The organism is Streptomyces sp. NPDC038135, from assembly GCF_055601245.1.
The window spans coordinates 313,692-329,010 of the sequence record NZ_JBVJXS010000001.1; the positions used below are offsets into that span (position 1 = coordinate 313,692).

Here is a 15,319-nt window from a genome sequence, read left to right on the forward strand (position 1 = left end):
GGGGGGCGTCCGGCCCGCGGACGCCCCCCTTTCCCGCCCGGCTAGCTCGGGTTCGTGTCGATGACCGCGACCCGGTTCGTCCGGCTCGTCAGCGCCTGGCGCAGGGCGACGTACACGTCCTGCGGGGTGACCGGCGTCTTCTTTCCGTTGCCCCGGGTGATGAGCACCCCGTCGAAGGTCTGGCCGTAGAGCTGCTTCAGGGCGTCCAGGTCCGGCTTGTCGGTGAGTTTGCCGTCGGGCGTGGCCGCGACCCGGAGGAACTTCCACAGCGACTTCTGCGGGCTCATCTGGATCGAGTGCAGGGCGTCGGTCCGCACCGTCACGTTGGCCGACATCGCCGGCTCCGCGAACTCCTTCATCTCCCGGTCGACCTCGGCCTTGGTGACCGTCGGCTGCCTGGTGGCGGTCGGCACGGAGACGGGAGTGGCGGTATCGGTCTCCACCAGCGCGCGGTAGGCCTGGGCGACCGCCCGGGCCGAGCCGGCCGCGTCGATGGCCTTGCCCTCCTTGCCGTAGACGGCGACGGCCTTGCCGGAGCGGAACTCGACGCCGCCCTCGACCACGGAGCCGGAGCCGCCGCCGGTCTGCTGGAGGGCCGCCTGCAGCTTCTCCTCGTCCACCGGCATGACCGGCTCGACCTCGCGCTTCTGCCCGAAGACGGAGCCGATCACGGAGACCGGGTTGTAGTCGCTCTGCGCCGCGTCGCTCACCGTGGCCGCGAAGTCGAACTGCAGCCCCGCGTTGTCGGGCGCGATGGACACGGTCTTGCCGCCCACGGCCAGCTTCAGCGGCTTGTTCACGCGCCCGCCGAAGGCGTCGTCGAGCTTCTTGACGGCCTCGTCGCGGGTGCCGCCGCCGATGTCGACGCCGAGCACGGTGGTGCCCTTGGGCACGTCGGTGTGGTTCATCAGCAGCCCGGCGCCGTAGACGCCGGCCGCGACGACGACCACGCCGACGGTGAGCAGCACCAGCTTGCTGCGGCCCTTCTTCTTCGGCTTGGCGGGCGCCTTGGACTGCGGGGCCGGGTGGGGCAGCTTGGGCGCCTGGTGCGGCACCGGTCCGTCGGTGGGCGCGCCGGGGCCGAACGGCGAGTTCCCGGCGGACGGGACGACCGGGATGCCGCTGGTGACGGTCTGCCCGGAGACGTTGCCGGCGGCGCGGTACCCGGGCGTGCCCGGTTCGGGGGCCGGCTTCTGCGGGGTGAGGATCGCGGTGTCGTCGCTGAGGCCGCCGCCGGGACCGGCGAAGGCGCCGGGGGCCAGCGGGCCGCCCTGCCGGCCCTGGCCGTTCGCGCCGCCGGGCAGCGAGTGGCTGCCGGTGTCGCCGGGCCGGGGGTGGCTGCCGGTGTCGCCCGGCCGGGGGTGGCTGCCGGTGTCGCCGGGCAGCGCGTGGCTGCCGGTGTCTCCGTAGCCGCCGAAGGACTCGCCCGGATCGCGGTCGAGGTCGCTGAGCGCGCTCCTGGGAACGGGCGGCGGGATCCTCGGTCCGTCACCGGTGACCGGTCCGCTCGTCGGGCCCGCCGGGCCCTTCGGTCCGCGGCCGCCCTGGCCGTTGAAGCCGCCCGGCCCGCCGGGTCCGCCGGCACCGCCCGCCGCGCCGGCGGGACCGTTCTGTCCGCCGTCCGAGAAGAACGGCAGGTCGTCGCGGCTCGGCTCGTCGGCGCCGCCGGGGCGGGCGCCGCCGCGCGAGCCCGCGGCCAGCGCCTCGGTCACGTCGAAGGAGCCGGTGCCGCCGCCGTGGCCCGGGGCCACCGGGCCGCCGGTGGCGCCGGGCAGGCCGGCCCCGTTGGTGCCGGCGGGTCGGGAGCCGCCCGGTGCGCCCATGGCGCCGACCACACCGCCGGGGCGGCCGGCGGCCGGCCGCGGGGCCGGGGCGGCCGGTGCGGCGGGTGCGGCGGGTGCGGACGGCGCCGCCGAACCGCCGGGCAGTCCGGCGCCGTTCGTGCCGCCGCCGCCCGGACCGCCCTTGGGCGCGGACGACTTGCGGGGCGCGAACCAGTCGCTGGTCTTCTCCTCGGCCTGCGGCGCGGGCTCGGCGGGCTTCTCGGCCGCGGCGGGCGCCGGGGCGGCCGGAGCCGGCCGCGGGTCGGAACCAGTGTCGTCCTTGGCGCCCTCGGCGTCGCCGACCGGCTTGCGCACCACGACCGGCGGGATGGGCCGGGACCCGGGGATGTTGATCCGGATCCGGGTCGTCAGCGTGGTCTCGGTCTTGCGTTCCTCCGGCTGCGCGGCCGAACGGCCCGCGTCCGCACCGGCTTCGGAGGCGACGGGGGTTCCGTACGGAGGCGTCCCGGAGGGGTATGCGGCTCCGCCGCGCCCGTTGGGCCCGGAGGACGGAGTGTCAGTTTCACGACTCAAGGCAGGTTCTCCCGGTTGGCTCCACCGCCCGTTACGACCTCAGCGGGCAGTTCGGCGGCGCGCACCACCATACTGGCCACTTCTGGCGCGTATCCCATGACCGCCGAGGAAATGCACACCGGACTCGCACGCGCGCCGCACGGCGAAGTGGTACGTCACTTGCCAAGTCGGGCAGCGCCGCCGCCGGGTTGCCGTCCCGGAGCAAGGGTGGCGCAGATCACAGCCACTGCCATGCCGCCGAACAGGAAGAGGTAGGAGCCCAGTCCGGCGCTGAACAGGAAGTCGCCCTCCGGGCGGCTGGCGGTGAGCAGGATGACGGCGACGATCCAGCCGGCCACCGGCGCCACCGCCCCGCCCCGGCCGCGCAGCGCGTACGCGCCGCCGAGGAAGAGCCCGGCCGCGCCCGCGAGGGCGAGCAGCAGGCCGCCGGGGAACCAGGCGCCCTGGACCAGGGCCCCGGCGAGGCCGACGACCGCGCCGAGCAGGAACAGCCCGGCGTAGGCGGCCATCCGCCCGGCCGGGGGGCGCTGCAGCGGCTGGGCCAGCGCGGAACCGCGTCCGGCGGTGCTCATGACGCCTCCTCGTTGCCGGTGACACCTGCGAACAGGTCGGTCTCCCCGGGCTCGGCGGTACCGCGCACCAACTCGTAGTACTCGGTGGTGAACAGCGGTTGCGCCAGCTCGTTGGAGAGCGCGAAGTAGGGCTCGGCCACCTCGATCTGGGTGGCGTGGGCACGCATCGCGGCGGCCTTGGCCGGGGCGTGCGCGGAGCCGTCGACGGCGGTGGTGATCCGCTCGTCGTCGACCACTCCGGGCACGTCGGCCAGGGAGGCGGCCTTTGCGAACGGCAGCGCGGGAAGTTCGTCCTGGAGGCGGGCGAAGGCGGCCTCGGCGACGGAGCGCGGGACGCGGTTCCAGTAGACCTTCTGGATCCGGTGCCCCTGCTCGGCCGCCAGCTCGGCGGCGCGCATGGCGACGCGGTGGGCCTGGATGTGGTCCGGGTGGCCGTAGCCGCCGTCGTCGTCGTAGGTGACGAGGACCTGCGGGCGGACCTCCAGGATCACCTCCACGAGCGACCCGGCGGCGGTGTCCAGGTCGGCCTGCCAGAAGCAGCCGGGGTCCTCGTTGTCGGGGAGGCCCATCATCCCCGAGTCGCCGTAGCGGCCCGCACCGCCGAGCAGCCGGAAGTCCGTCACGCCCAGCTCGCGCAGGGCCGCGGCCAGCTCGCCGCGGCGGTGCGCCCCCAGCGCGGCGCCGGTCAGGTGCCGCAGCTCGGGCGGGATGACCTCGCCCCGCTCACCGAGGGTGCAGGTGACCAGGGTCACATGGGCGCCCTCGGCCGCGTACCGGGCCATGGTCGCGCCGTTGTTGATCGACTCGTCGTCCGGGTGCGCGTGCACCAGCAGCAGACGCCGGTCGGGCAGTTCCGTCATGGGACCACCCTACGAGGCGTCGCACGGCGTCGTCCGGAAGCCGGCTCCCCCATCGGCGATCTCCCGATTTTCCCGATTCACGCACCCCATGGCGCCGGGCCACCCCTACCTTGATGAGTGATCGCGCCGTCGCGCACGGTCACTGGAACTACGGAGGGGCGCGGATGTCGGTGGACGGTGAGGCGGTGCGGGTCCGGGCCGGGGCGGCGCAGGCCGATGAGGCGGGGTGGGAGGTGGATCCGGACGACGACTGGGCGCTCGCCGTGGTGGCCACCGTGGGGAGGCAGTTGCGGCTGCGCCGGGAGGCGGCCGGGATGCGGGCCGGCGAGTTCGCGGCGGCGGTCGGCTACGGCGAGGACCTCGTCTACAAGATCGAGGCCGGCAAGCGGATCCCCCGGCCCGAGTTCCTGGACACGGCGGACGAGGTGCTGGACGCCGGGGGCCTCGTCGCGGCCATGAAGGAGGACGTGAGGAAGGTCCGGTACCCGAAGAAGGTGCGGGATCTGGCGGAGATGGAGGACAGGGCCGTCGAGATCGGGGTGTACGTGTGCAGCAGCATCCCTGGCCTGCTGCAGACACCGGAGCACGCTCGGGCGCTGCTGGAGAGCTGGCTTCCCGCCTACTCACCGGAGGATCTGGAACGACGGGTGGCCGCCCGCATGGCCAGGCAGTCGATCTTCGAGCGGTCACCCGCCCCCGCCCTGGGCTTCGTCCTGGAGGAGGCGACACTGCGCCGCAGGGTTGGTTGCACAATGGTGCGGCGACAGCAGTTCGAACGCCTGCTGGACGTGGGGCGGCTGAACAACGTCACCTTCCAGGTGATGCCGTTGGACAGCGCACCGCACCCCGGCATGAGCGGCAGGATCGAGTTGCTGAAGTTCGAGGACGGAACGGCGGTGGGACGCGCCGACGGCATGTTCAACGGGCGGCCGGTCTCGAGCCTGAGGGAGCTGCGCATCCTCGAACTGCGCTACGGCACCGTCAGAGCCCAGGCTCTTCCGCCCGGGGAGTCACTGGCCCTCATCGAGCAACTGCTGGGAGCGACATGATCCGCAAGCCCACTACCGGCGACGCCGAACCGGTGTGGTTCAAGAGCAGCTACAGCGACGGCCCCGACGGCGACTCCTGCGTGGAGATCGCGACAGCCCCCCGCACCGTGCACGTCCGTGACTCCAAGGACGCCGAGGGGCCGCGCCTCGCCTTCGCCCCCGCCGCCTGGTCCCGCTTCGTGCCGTACGCGGTCGAGGGCTGACCGGGCCGCTGCCGCCGCTGTCCGGCGTCGGCAGCCCTCAGAACTTGATGCTGCCGATCATGCTGGCGACGTTGGTCGTCAGCTCGCTGATCGTGGGGGCCACGGTGGAGGAGGCGAGATAGAACCCGAGCAGCATGCAGATGACCGCATGACCGCCCTTCAGTCCCGACTTCTTGATCAGCAAGAAGACGATGATCGCCAGCAGCACCACCGCCGAAATCGAGAGTGCCACGGCGGCTCACCTCCAAAAATCCCAGGGACGCGGGGGGTTCGGACTATGGGGGTTGTGACCCGGTCGTATGCCGGGCGTCGATCCGTACGGCAAGTCCATGCGGACGCCAGCGGGTTCATACCCACTCAGCGGTAGTGATCATAACTATCCGTGCTCGCGCATCGCTCGGCGCACGGCCGCACAAGGGGGCGCATGGCCAATATGGTCGGGGTATGACGACCGAGGCTCACTCCTTCCCCCGTCGGCACGCCCGCACGCAGCGGTTCACGCTCGGCGCGCCGCGTGCGTTCGCGGTGGCACCCGACGGTTCGCGTGTCGCGTTCCTTCGTTCCAACTCCGGTACCGACCGGGCCAATTCGCTCTGGGTCCTGGACCCGGCGGACGGCTCGGAACGCCTGGCGGCCGATCCGGCCGCCCTGCTGCAGGGCGCCTCCGAGGAGCTTCCGCCCGAGGAGCGGGCACGCCGGGAGCGCAGCCGGGAGGGCGGGGCCGGCATCGTCGGCCATGCCACCGACGCGGCCGTGGAGTTGGCGGCTTTCGCCTTGTCAGGGCGGCTTTTCACGGCCGAACTGCGGGCCGGCACCGCACGCGAACTGCAGGTCCCGGGGCCGGTGATCGATCCGCGGCCGTCGCCGGACGGACGGCACATCGCGTACGTGGCGCGGGGCGCGCTGCGGGTGACGGGCGCCGAGGGCGAGGGCGACCGGGCGCTGGCGGAGCCGGAGGCCGAGCAGGTGACCTACGGGCTCGCGGAGTTCATCGCGGCCGAGGAGATGAGCCGCAGCCGGGGTTTCTGGTGGGCTCCGGCCTCGGACCGGCTGCTGGTGGCGCGGGTGGACGACACGCCGGTGCGGCGCTGGTGGATCGCCGACCCGGCCCACCCGGAGCGTGACCCGAACCACGTCGCGTACCCGGCGGCGGGGACCCCTAACGCGGACGTCCGGCTCTTCGTCCTGGGCCTCGACGGGGGGCGCACGGAGGTCGCGTGGGACCGGGGGCGCTATCCGTATCTGGCGCGAGTGCACTGGTCAGAGGCGGGGGCGCCGCTGATCCTGGTGCAGTCCAGGGACCAGCGCAGCCAGCTCTTCCTGGCGGTGGACCCGGACACCGGCGCGACCCGGATGGTGCACGCCGACGAAGATCCAACATGGCTGGAACTGTTCGGCGGAGTGCCCTGCTGGAGCCCGTCCGGGCAGCTCGTCCGGATCGCGGACGAGGGCGGCGCGCGGGTGCTGACCGTGGGCGAACGCCCGTTGACCGGGCCGCAGTTGCACATCCGTTCGGTCCTCGACGTGACGGCCGACGACGTGCTGGTCACGGCCTCGGCGGGCGAGGAGGCCGCGGCGCCGGAGATCGGCGAGATCCATGTCTACCGGGTGAACGAGCTGGGCGTGGAGCGCGTGTCGCAGGAGCCGGGCGTGCACACGGCCGTGCGGGCCGGGGACGTGACGGTGCTGGTGTCGGCGACGCTGGACAGTCCGGGGACCCGTGTCCAGGTGCTGCGTGACGGAAAACGAACGGCCACTGTCACCTCTCACGCCGAAGATCCCGGTTTGTCCCCCCGCGTGACGCTCACCCAGGGGGGCGCACGCCGAATTCCGTGCGCCGTGCTTATGCCTACGGACTACCACGGTGACACTCCCCTCCCCGTGCTCATGGACCCCTACGGTGGCCCGCACGGCCAGCGGGTGGTCGCCGCGCACAACGCGCACCTGACCTCGCAGTGGTTCGCCGATCAGGGGTTCGCGGTGGTCGTGGCCGACGGGCGGGGCACGCCGGGCCGCTCGCCCGCGTGGGAGAAGGAGATCCGGGACGACCTCGCGGCCGTCGTGCTCCAGGACCAGGTCGACGCGCTGCACGCGCTCGCCGGGGACTTCCCGCTGGACCTCGGCCGGGTGGCGGTCCGGGGCTGGTCCTTCGGCGGCTATCTGGCGGCGCTGGCGGTGCTGCGCCGCCCGGACGTCTTCCACGCGGCGGTGGTGGGCGCGCCGGTCACCGATCTGCGGCTGTACGACACCCACTACCAGGAGCGCTACCTCGGTCTGCCGGACGAGCAGCCGGAGGTGTACCGCCGCAACTCTCTGATCGACGACGCGGGCCTGGTCGACGCGGCCGAGCCGCACCGGCCGATGATGGTCATCCACGGCCTGGCGGACGACAACGTGGTCGTCGCCCACTCCCTGCGGCTGTCCTCCGCCCTGCTGGCCGCGGGCCGGCCGCACGAGGTGCTGCCGCTGTCCGGGGTGACCCACATGACCCCGCAGGAGACCGTCGCGGAGAACCTGCTGCGCCTGCAGCTCGACTTCCTGCGCCGTTCGCTGCCCCAGCCGGGCGAATCTGCGTGAAGCGCCTTAACGAACAGGCAACTTCGCGGAAGCGGTGCCGATATACGCACGCGCGAGACTGATCGGCGTACGGCCGTGCGGGTGCCGTGAGCGGGCCGGGATGCGCCATGTCATCCCGGCCCGCTGCCGTTGCCGGCGGGCTGCCCGGCCTCCCGCGTCCCGTCGGCGCCGGGGCGCCTCACGGGCAGCGTCTCGGCGAAGTGGCAGGCCGAGTCGTGCGCGGCCGGGCCGCTGCCCGGGCGGAACGCCTCCGGCACGGCCAGGGCCGGCACCTCCCGGGCGCACCGCTCCCGGGCCTTCCAGCAGCGGGTGCGGAAGCGGCAGCCGGAGGGGATGTCGGTGGGCGACGGCACGTCGCCGGACAGGATGATCCGCTCGCGGTCCTCCCTGGAGTCCGGGTCGGGCACCGGGACCGCCGAGAGCAGCGCCTGGGTGTACGGGTGGGTCGGATGCTCGTAGATCTCGGTGTCGGTGCCGGTCTCCACGATGCGCCCCAGGTACATCACCCCGACCCGGTCCGAGATGTGCCGCACGATCGACAGGTCGTGCGCGATGAACACGTAGGAGAGGTCGAACTCCGACTGGAGGCGGTCCAGGAGGTTGATCACCTGCGCCTGCACCGAGACGTCCAGGGCGGAGACCGGCTCGTCGGCGACGATCACCTCGGGGCGCAGCGCCAGGCCCCGCGCGATGCCGATGCGCTGGCGCTGGCCGCCGGAGAACTGGTGCGGGTAGCGGTTGATGTGCTCCGGGTTGAGACCGACGACGTCCAGCAGTTCCCGGACCCGGCGCCTGCGGTCGCCCTTGGGGGCCGCCTCCGGGTGGATCTCGTACGGCTCCCCGATGATGTCCCCCACCGTCATCCGGGGGTTGAGCGAGGTGTACGGGTCCTGGAAGACCATCTGGATGTTGCGGCGGACGGCCTTCAGGGCCCGGCCCGACAGCCCGGTGATGTCCTCGCCCTTGAACCGGATCGAGCCCGCGGTCGGCCGTTCCAGGTTGCACAGCATCTTCGCCACCGTCGACTTGCCGCAGCCCGACTCGCCGACGATGCCGAGGGTCTCGCCCCGGCCCAGGTGGAAGTCGACGCCGTCGACCGCCCTGACCGCGCCGATCTGCTTCTGGAAGACGATGCCCCGGGTCAGCGGATAGTGCTTGACGAGGCCGCCGACCTCCAGGACGGGCTCAGTGGTCGCGGTCATCCAGGCACTCCCTCCAGAAGTGGCAGGCGCTGCCGCGCTCCGCGGAGACGGGGTACAGCGGGGGCTCGTCGGTGCGGCAGACGTCCCGTGCCATCGGGCAGCGGGGATGGAAGGCGCAGCCGGGCGGGATGTGCGTCAGGCTCGGTGGCAGGCCCTTGATGGCGTACAGCTCCTTGCCCTTGAGGTCCAGGCGCGGGACGGAGTCCAGCAGGCCGCGGGTGTAGGGGTGCGCGGGCGCCTTGTAGATGTCGTGCACGGGGGCCGACTCCACGATCCGGCCCGCGTACATGACCGCGATGCGGTCGGCCACGTCCGCGACGACCCCCAGGTCGTGGGTGATCAGGATCAGGCCCATCCGGTACTCGCGCCGCAGCTCGGCCAGCAGCTCCATGACCTGGGCCTGCACGGTGACGTCCAGGGCGGTGGTGGGCTCGTCGGCGATGATGAGCGCGGGCTCCAGGGCCAGCGCCATGGCGATCATGATGCGCTGGCGCATGCCGCCGGAGAACTGGTGCGGGTAGTCCCGCACCCGCTGCGCGGCGGCCGGGATGCGCACCCGGTCCATCAGCTCGACCGCCCCGGCCCGGGCGTCCTTCTTCGACATGCCCCGGTGCACCACGAACATCTCGCCGAGCTGGTCGCCCACGCTGAGCACGGGGTTGAGGGCGGACAGGGCGTCCTGGAAGATCATCGCCATCTCCGAGCCCCGGACGGCGCGCCGCTCCTCCTCCTTCAGCGGCAGCAGGTCCCGGCCCTGGAAGAGGATCTCCCCGCCCGTGATCCTGCCCGGGGGCGTGTCGAGGATGCCCATCACGGCCTGCGCGGTCACCGACTTCCCCGAGCCGGACTCGCCGAGCACCGCCAGGGTCTCCCCGGCGTCGACGGCGTACGACACCCCGTTGACGGCCTTGGCGACCCCGTCCCGGGTCCGGAACTCCACGTGCAGGTCGCGCACTTCGAGCAGCATGCGGCCGGTCACCTCAGCTTCGGGTCGAGGGCGTCGCGCACCGCGTCGCCGAGCATGATGAACGCCAGGACCGTGACGGCGAGGGCGCCCGCGGGCCACAGCAGCGCGTGCGGGGCGTTGCGGACGTAGGGCGAGGCGGCGGAGATGTCGATGCCCCAGGAGACGCTGGGCGGCTTGAGGCCGACGCCGAGGTAGGACAGGGTCGCCTCCAGCGCGATGTACGTGCCGAGCGCGATGGTCGCGACGACGATCACCGGGGCGACGGCGTTCGGGGCGATGTGCCGCAGCAGGATCCGGGAGTGGGAGGCGCCGAGGGCGCGGGCCGCCTGGACGTAGTCGTTCTGCTGGACGGTGATGACCGAGCCGCGCGCGATGCGGGAGATCTGCGGCCAGCCCAGCAGCACCATGAACCCGATGACCGGCCAGACCGTGTTGCTGGTGACCACGGACAGCAGGACCAGACCGCCGAGGACGACCGGGATGGCGAAGAAGATGTCGGTGCCCCGGGAGAGCACCGAGTCCCACACTCCGCCGAAGAACCCGGCCAGGGCGCCCAGCACCGACCCGAGCAGCGCGACCCCGAGCGTGGCGCAGACGCCGACCGTGACGGACGTACGGGCGCCGTACACGGTCCGGGTGTAGACGTTGCAGCCCTGGCCGTCGTACCCGAAGGGGGCGCCGGGGCCGGGACCGTCCTGGGCCTTGGCCAGGTCGCAGCTCAGGGGGCTGCCGGGGGCGATCGCCGAGGGCCACAGGGAGATGAAGACCAGGAAGAGGATGACGAGGGCGGAGAGCAGGAAGACCGGGTTGCGGCGCAGTTCCCGCCAGGCGTCGGACCACAGCGAGCGCGGCCGGCCGGTGTCCGCCGCGCCCCCGGCGCCGGGGCCGCCCGGGGCCGGCTCGAGCGTCGTCGCCTCACTGGTCGCGAAATCCATGGCGCCTCCCATGCCGGTTCCGGCGATCGCACCGTCCTGCTCCGGTCGCCGTTCAGGCATAGCGGATCCTCGGGTCGAGCACGGCGTACAGGAGGTCCACCAGCAGGTTGGCGACCAGGAAGACCAGCACGAGCACGGTCACGAAGCCGACGACCGTCTGGGTGTTCTGCCGCAGGATGCCCTGGTAGAGCTGGTAGCCGACGCCGTGGATGTTGAAGATCCGCTCGGTGACGATGGCGCCGCCCATCAGCGCGCCGATGTCGGTGCCGATGAAGGTGACCACGGGGATGAGGGAGTTGCGCAGCAGGTGCCGGGTGATCACCCGGCGCCGGGGCAGCCCCTTGGCGACGGCCGTGCGCACGTAGTCGGCCCGCTTGTTCTCGGCGATGGAGGTGCGGGTCAGCCGGGTGACGTAGGCGAGCGAGACGGAGGCGAGGACCAGGCCGGGCACGATCAGCTCGTCGAAGGACGCGGCCGGGGAGACCGAGGGTTTGATCCAGCCCCACTCGACGCCCAGCAGCAACTGGAGCAGCAGACCGGTGACGAAGGTGGGCACGGCGATGACCACGAGCGTGACGACGAGCACCGAGGTGTCGACGGGCCGGCCGCGCCGCAGCCCCGTGACCACGCCCAGGGCGATGCCGACGACGATCTCGAAGAGGATCGCCACGATCGTCAGCCGGATGGTGACCGGGAACGCCGCCGCCATCAGCTCGGTGACCGGCTGGCCGTTGAACGCCGTCCCGAAGTCCCCGGTGAAGATGTTCACCATGTAGGTCCCGTACTGCTGCAGGATCGGCTTGTCGAGGCCGAACTCCCTCTTGAGCTGGGCCGCCGTCGCCGGGTCGCAGCTCCGTTCGCCGCACAGGCCGGCGACGGGGTCGCCCATGACGTTCACCATCAGGAAGATCAGCGCCGTGGCCCCGATGAACACCGGGACCATCTGCAGCAGCCGCCGCACCACGTAGCGCCCCATGACGGCTCAGCCGACCTTGATCTCGTTGTAGACCGGGACGCTGAAGGGGTTGAGCGCGACGTGGGACAGACGCGCGGAGTAGCCGGCGCTGCCGTTCTGGTACCACAGCGGGATGGCGGCCATGTTGTCCCGCACCACGCCCTCGGCCTGCTGGAAGAGCGCGACCGAGCGGGCGGTGTCGGTCTCGGCGTTGGCCCGGTCGACGAGCCGGTCGAACTGCTTGTTCGACCACGTGCCGTCGTTGGAGGAGGCTCCCGTGTAGTACAGCGGCTGCAGGAAGTTCTGGATCAACGGGTAGTCCATCTGCCAGCCGGCCCGGAAGGGACCGGGCATCTTGTGCCGCGAGATCTGGTTGCGGAAGTCCGCGAAGGTGCCGATCGGGTTGCCGACGCAGGCCCGGTCGTCGCCGAGGGCGTTGTTGATGGAGTTGCACACGGCGTCCACCCACTGCTTGTGGGAGCCCGAGTCGGCGTTGTAGGTGATCTTCAGCCGTCCGCCGGGGATGCCGCCGCCCTCCCGGATCAGCTTCCTGGCGCCGCCGGGGTCGTAGTCGCAGGCGTGGCCGCACAGGCCGGACTGGTAGCCACCCTTGGCGCCGAGGACCGGGGAGGTCCAGTCGGTGGCCGGGGTGCGGGTGCCGCGGAAGAGGGTGCGGGTGATCTGCGCGCGGTTGATCGCCATGGACAGGCCCGTGCGCACCTTCCGGGCTCCGGGGGTGTTCCACCTGGGGTCGTAGAACGGGAAGGCGAGGGTCTGCAGGATGCCGGCCGGGGTGTTGATGTAGCGGCCGTCGAGGTCGGTCCGCACGTTCTTGAGCTGGGTGGCGGGCACGTCGTCGACCAGGTCGAGGTTGCCGGCCAGCACGTCGGTGTACGCGGTGTTGTTGTCCGTGTAGACCAGCAGGCTGACGCCCTCGTTGCGGGCCCGGTCCGGGCCCGGGTAGGCGTCCCACTTCTCCAGGGCCATCGCCGAGCCCTTGGTGTACGAACGGACCCGGTACGGCCCGTTGCCGACCGGCTTGCTCACCCAGGCCGCGTGGTCGGTGAAGAACGCCTTCGGGAGCGGGGCGAAGGCGACGTAGCCGAGGGTGTCGGGGAAGCTGGAGAACTTCTGGTTGAGCCGGACGGTGAAGGTCAGCGGGCCGGTGACGCTGAGGCCCGACAGGGTGTCCGCGGTCTGCCGGCCGCTGTCGGGGTGGACCTTGTCGTAGCCCGCGATGTAGCCGAAGAAGTAGGCGTTCTTCTGGTTGTTCCGCAGGCTCGCGCCGTAGTTCCAGGCGTCCACGAAGGACCTCGCGGTCACCTTCTCGCCGTTGGAGAAGGTCCAGCCGTCCCTGACCCTGACCGTGAAGTTCGTGGAGTCCCGGGTCTCGATGCTCTCGGCGAGCATGTCCTTCGCCTGGCCGGTCCTCGGGTCGTACCGCTTCAGGCCCCGGAAGATCATGTCGAGCACCTTGCCGCCCTGCACCTCGTTGGTGTTGGCCGGCTCCAGCGGGTTCTGCGGGTCGCCCCAGGAGGAGGTCAGCACCCCGGCGCCGCCCGCGCCGCCGACGCCGCCCCCGCAGGCCGTCGCGGCGAGAGCCAGGGCCAGCGCGCCCGCGGCCCGTCGGGCGTGCCCGGTTGGGCGCATCGGCACCTCCTCGTGATACACAATCAGACATATCACGTGAAAAGGCTGATAAAACTCACGCCTCGCGGCGGATTCCCCGATCCGCTTACTGATCGGCGGATCAGCAGGCAGACTCGCGGCATGGTCGATCGCGCATTCGCCGACATGGAACTCGCCTCGCTGTACGACAGGTTGAACGCCTGGGGCCCCGACGACGACTTCTACCTGGGGCTCGTCATGGAGGCGGAGACGGTCCTGGACGTCGGCTGCGGAACCGGCCGGCTGCTGCGCGCCGCCCGGGACGCGGGACACCGGGGCCGGCTCACCGGCCTGGATCCGGCCGCAGCCATGCTCGTACAGGCGCGGCGGGCCGACCCGGCGGGTGAGTGGGTGCTCGGGGACCTCACGACGCACCGCTGGGAGGGGGCGTTCGACCTGGTCGTGATGACCGGTCACGCCTTCCAGGAACTGCTCGGCGACGACGACGTGCGCGCCTGCCTGCGCGGGGTCCGGCGGGCGCTCGCCGAGGGCGGCCGGTTCGTCTTCGAGACGCGGAATCCGGCGGCCCGCGCCTGGGAGCGCTGGACGCCGGAGAAGGTGTACGAGATCCCCGACGGGGACGGCGGCCTCGTGAAGGTGTGGCACGACGCCGAGCCGGCCCCCGTCGGGGACCGGCTCGGTTTCACGGAGACCTACGCGGGCGCGCGGTGGGACCGGCCGCTGGTGTGCCACAGCACCCTGCGGTTCCTCGGCGCCGACGCCCTTGACGGCTTCCTCGGCGAGGCCGGACTGACCGTCGCCGAGCGCTACGGGGACTGGCGGCGGGGGCCACTGACCCCCGCCGGCCCCGAGATCATCACCGTGGCCCGGGCGGTTTCTTAGGCCTCCGGGGTGTCGCTCTCCTCCAGCGCCAGCAGCGCCGGGTCCATGACGATGTCCTCGTCGCGGGCCTCGGTCGTCGGCTCCTCCGGGAAGTGGCAGGCCGTCAGGTGGCCGGCACGGTTGCCGGAGAGCTGCACCAGCGGCGGCTCCTCCGTCGCGCACTTGTCCTGCGCCTTCCAGCACCGGGTGCGGAAGCGGCAGCCGGACGGCGGGTGGATCGGCGAGGGGACGTCGCCGGAGAGCCGGATGCGCTCCCGGTCCGCGGTGTCCCCGTCGACGCCGACCTCCGGCACGGCCGACAGCAGGGCGTGCGTGTAGGGGTGGCGCGGCCGGTTGTAGATCGACTCGCGGTCACCGACCTCGACGATCTTGCCGAGGTACATGACCGCGACGCGCTGCGAGAAGTGCCGCACCACGGCGAGGTCGTGGGCGATGAACAGGAAGGCGATGCCCAGTTCCTTCTGGACCTCCTGGAGCAGGTTCACCACCTGCGCCTGGATGGACACGTCCAGCGCGGAGACCGGCTCGTCCGCCACGATCAGCTTCGGGTTCAGGGCCAGCGCGCGGGCGACGCCGATGCGCTGACGCTGACCGCCGGAGAACTCGTGCGGGAAGCGGTTGTAGTGCTCCGGGTTCAGGCCCACGAGCTCCAGCAGCTCACGGACCTTCTTCTCCCGGCCGCCCTCCGGCTCGATCCCGTTGACCTCCATCGGCGACTTGATGATCGAGCCGACGGTCTGCCGCGGGTTCAGCGAGGAGTACGGGTCCTGGAAGATCATCTGGATCTCGGACCGCACGGGCGCGATCTGCCGGCGCGAGGCGTGCGTGATGTCCTGCCCGGCGTAGGTGATCGAGCCGGCGGTCGGCTCCAGCAGCCGGGTGATCAGCCGGCCCGTCGTCGACTTGCCGCAGCCGGACTCGCCGACCAGGCCGACGCTCTCGCCGACACCGACCGTCAGGTCGATGCCGTCGACGGCCTGCACCGCGCCGACCCGCCGCTTGATCGGGAAGCCGCCGTAGATCGGGAAGTGCTTCGTGAGGCCCTTGACCTCGAGCAGCGCCTCCGCCGGGGTGCCGGAGGTGCCCTGCTGTGCCGGGAGGGTGAGGTTGTCGCTCATGTCTCGGTTCTCC

At 72.1% G+C, this 15,319-nt stretch carries 14 protein-coding genes; 4 read left to right on the top strand and 10 right to left on the bottom strand.

What is annotated here, in order from left to right:
* Positions 1–41: 41 nt before the first annotated feature.
* From ACZ7JA_RS01485 to mshB, 3 genes are all read right to left on the bottom strand, one after another.
* Positions 42–2,357 carry a hypothetical protein gene (locus ACZ7JA_RS01485; protein ID WP_470806787.1) on the bottom strand — a complete coding sequence of 772 codons (2,316 nt, stop codon included), beginning with the start codon at positions 2,355–2,357 and terminating at the stop codon, positions 42–44.
* A 155-nt stretch (positions 2,358–2,512) separates the two neighbouring features.
* Complete coding sequence (locus ACZ7JA_RS01490) at positions 2,513–2,929, bottom strand: DUF6113 family protein (protein WP_351662408.1); 417 nt, start codon at positions 2,927–2,929, stop codon at positions 2,513–2,515.
* The gene (mshB, locus tag ACZ7JA_RS01495) at positions 2,926–3,789 is read right to left on the bottom strand and encodes an N-acetyl-1-D-myo-inositol-2-amino-2-deoxy-alpha-D-glucopyranoside deacetylase (protein ID WP_450743126.1); all 864 of its coding nucleotides are present in this window, start codon (positions 3,787–3,789) and stop codon (positions 2,926–2,928) included. The genes ACZ7JA_RS01490 and mshB overlap by 4 nt, the downstream gene beginning before the upstream one ends.
* Before the next feature lie 164 nt (positions 3,790–3,953).
* Between mshB and ACZ7JA_RS01500 the strand changes: the two genes are divergently transcribed.
* Positions 3,954–4,838 (top strand): helix-turn-helix domain-containing protein, encoded by an 885-nt coding sequence (locus ACZ7JA_RS01500; RefSeq protein WP_403675881.1) that lies wholly within the window; start codon positions 3,954–3,956, stop codon positions 4,836–4,838.
* The gene (locus ACZ7JA_RS01505; protein WP_351662404.1) at positions 4,835–5,041 is read left to right on the top strand and encodes a DUF397 domain-containing protein; all 207 of its coding nucleotides are present in this window, start codon (positions 4,835–4,837) and stop codon (positions 5,039–5,041) included. The genes ACZ7JA_RS01500 and ACZ7JA_RS01505 overlap by 4 nt, the downstream gene beginning before the upstream one ends.
* Before the next feature lie 37 nt (positions 5,042–5,078).
* On the opposite strand, the gene ACZ7JA_RS01510 is transcribed toward ACZ7JA_RS01505, so the two are convergent.
* A complete protein-coding gene (locus ACZ7JA_RS01510) occupies positions 5,079–5,273 on the bottom strand; it encodes a hypothetical protein (protein ID WP_020942059.1) in 195 nt (64 codons plus the stop codon).
* A gap of 212 nt (positions 5,274–5,485) precedes the next feature.
* Between ACZ7JA_RS01510 and ACZ7JA_RS01515 the strand changes: the two genes are divergently transcribed.
* Positions 5,486–7,618 (top strand): S9 family peptidase, encoded by a 2,133-nt coding sequence (locus tag ACZ7JA_RS01515; protein WP_404024093.1) that lies wholly within the window; start codon positions 5,486–5,488, stop codon positions 7,616–7,618.
* Positions 7,619–7,728: 110 nt separating this feature from the next.
* On the opposite strand, the gene ACZ7JA_RS01520 is transcribed toward ACZ7JA_RS01515, so the two are convergent.
* Genes ACZ7JA_RS01520 through ACZ7JA_RS01540 form a run of 5 tightly spaced genes read right to left on the bottom strand, consistent with a single transcriptional unit; the run spans position 7,729 to position 13,327 of the window.
* A complete protein-coding gene (locus ACZ7JA_RS01520) occupies positions 7,729–8,820 on the bottom strand; it encodes an ABC transporter ATP-binding protein (protein ID WP_351662399.1) in 1,092 nt (363 codons plus the stop codon).
* Entirely contained in the window at positions 8,804–9,787 is a 984-nt protein-coding gene (locus ACZ7JA_RS01525) for an ABC transporter ATP-binding protein (protein ID WP_351662397.1), read from the bottom strand. The genes ACZ7JA_RS01520 and ACZ7JA_RS01525 overlap by 17 nt, the downstream gene beginning before the upstream one ends.
* A gap of 8 nt (positions 9,788–9,795) precedes the next feature.
* Positions 9,796–10,782: an ABC transporter permease gene (locus ACZ7JA_RS01530; protein WP_351662394.1), complete on the bottom strand. Its 987-nt coding sequence runs from the start codon at positions 10,780–10,782 to the stop codon at positions 9,796–9,798.
* Positions 10,775–11,698, bottom strand: coding sequence for an ABC transporter permease (locus ACZ7JA_RS01535; RefSeq protein ID WP_351662391.1), 924 nt, complete (start codon positions 11,696–11,698; stop codon positions 10,775–10,777). Before ACZ7JA_RS01535 ends, ACZ7JA_RS01530 begins: the two co-directional genes overlap by 8 nt.
* 6 nt (positions 11,699–11,704) lie before the next feature.
* On the bottom strand, positions 11,705–13,327 hold the full coding sequence (locus ACZ7JA_RS01540) for a peptide ABC transporter substrate-binding protein (protein WP_470806790.1): 1,623 nt from the start codon (positions 13,325–13,327) through the stop codon (positions 11,705–11,707).
* Positions 13,328–13,447: 120 nt separating this feature from the next.
* Here ACZ7JA_RS01540 and ACZ7JA_RS01545 point away from each other — a divergent pair, with 120 nt between their 5' ends.
* Positions 13,448–14,188, top strand: a complete 741-nt coding sequence (locus tag ACZ7JA_RS01545; RefSeq protein WP_470806792.1) for a class I SAM-dependent methyltransferase — start codon at positions 13,448–13,450, stop codon at positions 14,186–14,188.
* On the opposite strand, the gene ACZ7JA_RS01550 is transcribed toward ACZ7JA_RS01545, so the two are convergent.
* Positions 14,185–15,306 (bottom strand): ABC transporter ATP-binding protein, encoded by a 1,122-nt coding sequence (locus tag ACZ7JA_RS01550; protein WP_351662385.1) that lies wholly within the window; start codon positions 15,304–15,306, stop codon positions 14,185–14,187. The genes ACZ7JA_RS01545 and ACZ7JA_RS01550 overlap by 4 nt on opposite strands.
* Positions 15,307–15,319: the final 13 nt, after the last annotated feature.

Excerpts from the sequence above, each read along its gene's own strand:
- ACZ7JA_RS01490 (WP_351662408.1), bottom strand. The coding sequence starts at position 2,929 with ATGAGCACCGCCGGACGCGGTTCCGCGCTGGCCCAGCCGCTGCAGCGC.
- mshB (WP_450743126.1), bottom strand. The coding sequence starts at position 3,789 with ATGACGGAACTGCCCGACCGGCGTCTGCTGCTGGTGCACGCGCACCCG.
- ACZ7JA_RS01500 (WP_403675881.1), top strand. The coding sequence starts at position 3,954 with ATGTCGGTGGACGGTGAGGCGGTGCGGGTCCGGGCCGGGGCGGCGCAG.
- ACZ7JA_RS01505 (WP_351662404.1), top strand. The coding sequence starts at position 4,835 with ATGATCCGCAAGCCCACTACCGGCGACGCCGAACCGGTGTGGTTCAAG.
- ACZ7JA_RS01515 (WP_404024093.1), top strand. The coding sequence starts at position 5,486 with ATGACGACCGAGGCTCACTCCTTCCCCCGTCGGCACGCCCGCACGCAG.
- ACZ7JA_RS01520 (WP_351662399.1), bottom strand. The coding sequence starts at position 8,820 with ATGACCGCGACCACTGAGCCCGTCCTGGAGGTCGGCGGCCTCGTCAAG.
- ACZ7JA_RS01525 (WP_351662397.1), bottom strand. The coding sequence starts at position 9,787 with ATGCTGCTCGAAGTGCGCGACCTGCACGTGGAGTTCCGGACCCGGGAC.
- ACZ7JA_RS01530 (WP_351662394.1), bottom strand. The coding sequence starts at position 10,782 with ATGCCTGAACGGCGACCGGAGCAGGACGGTGCGATCGCCGGAACCGGC.
- ACZ7JA_RS01535 (WP_351662391.1), bottom strand. The coding sequence starts at position 11,698 with ATGGGGCGCTACGTGGTGCGGCGGCTGCTGCAGATGGTCCCGGTGTTC.
- ACZ7JA_RS01540 (WP_470806790.1), bottom strand. The coding sequence starts at position 13,327 with ATGCGCCCAACCGGGCACGCCCGACGGGCCGCGGGCGCGCTGGCCCTG.
- ACZ7JA_RS01545 (WP_470806792.1), top strand. The coding sequence starts at position 13,448 with ATGGTCGATCGCGCATTCGCCGACATGGAACTCGCCTCGCTGTACGAC.
- ACZ7JA_RS01550 (WP_351662385.1), bottom strand. The coding sequence starts at position 15,306 with ATGAGCGACAACCTCACCCTCCCGGCACAGCAGGGCACCTCCGGCACC.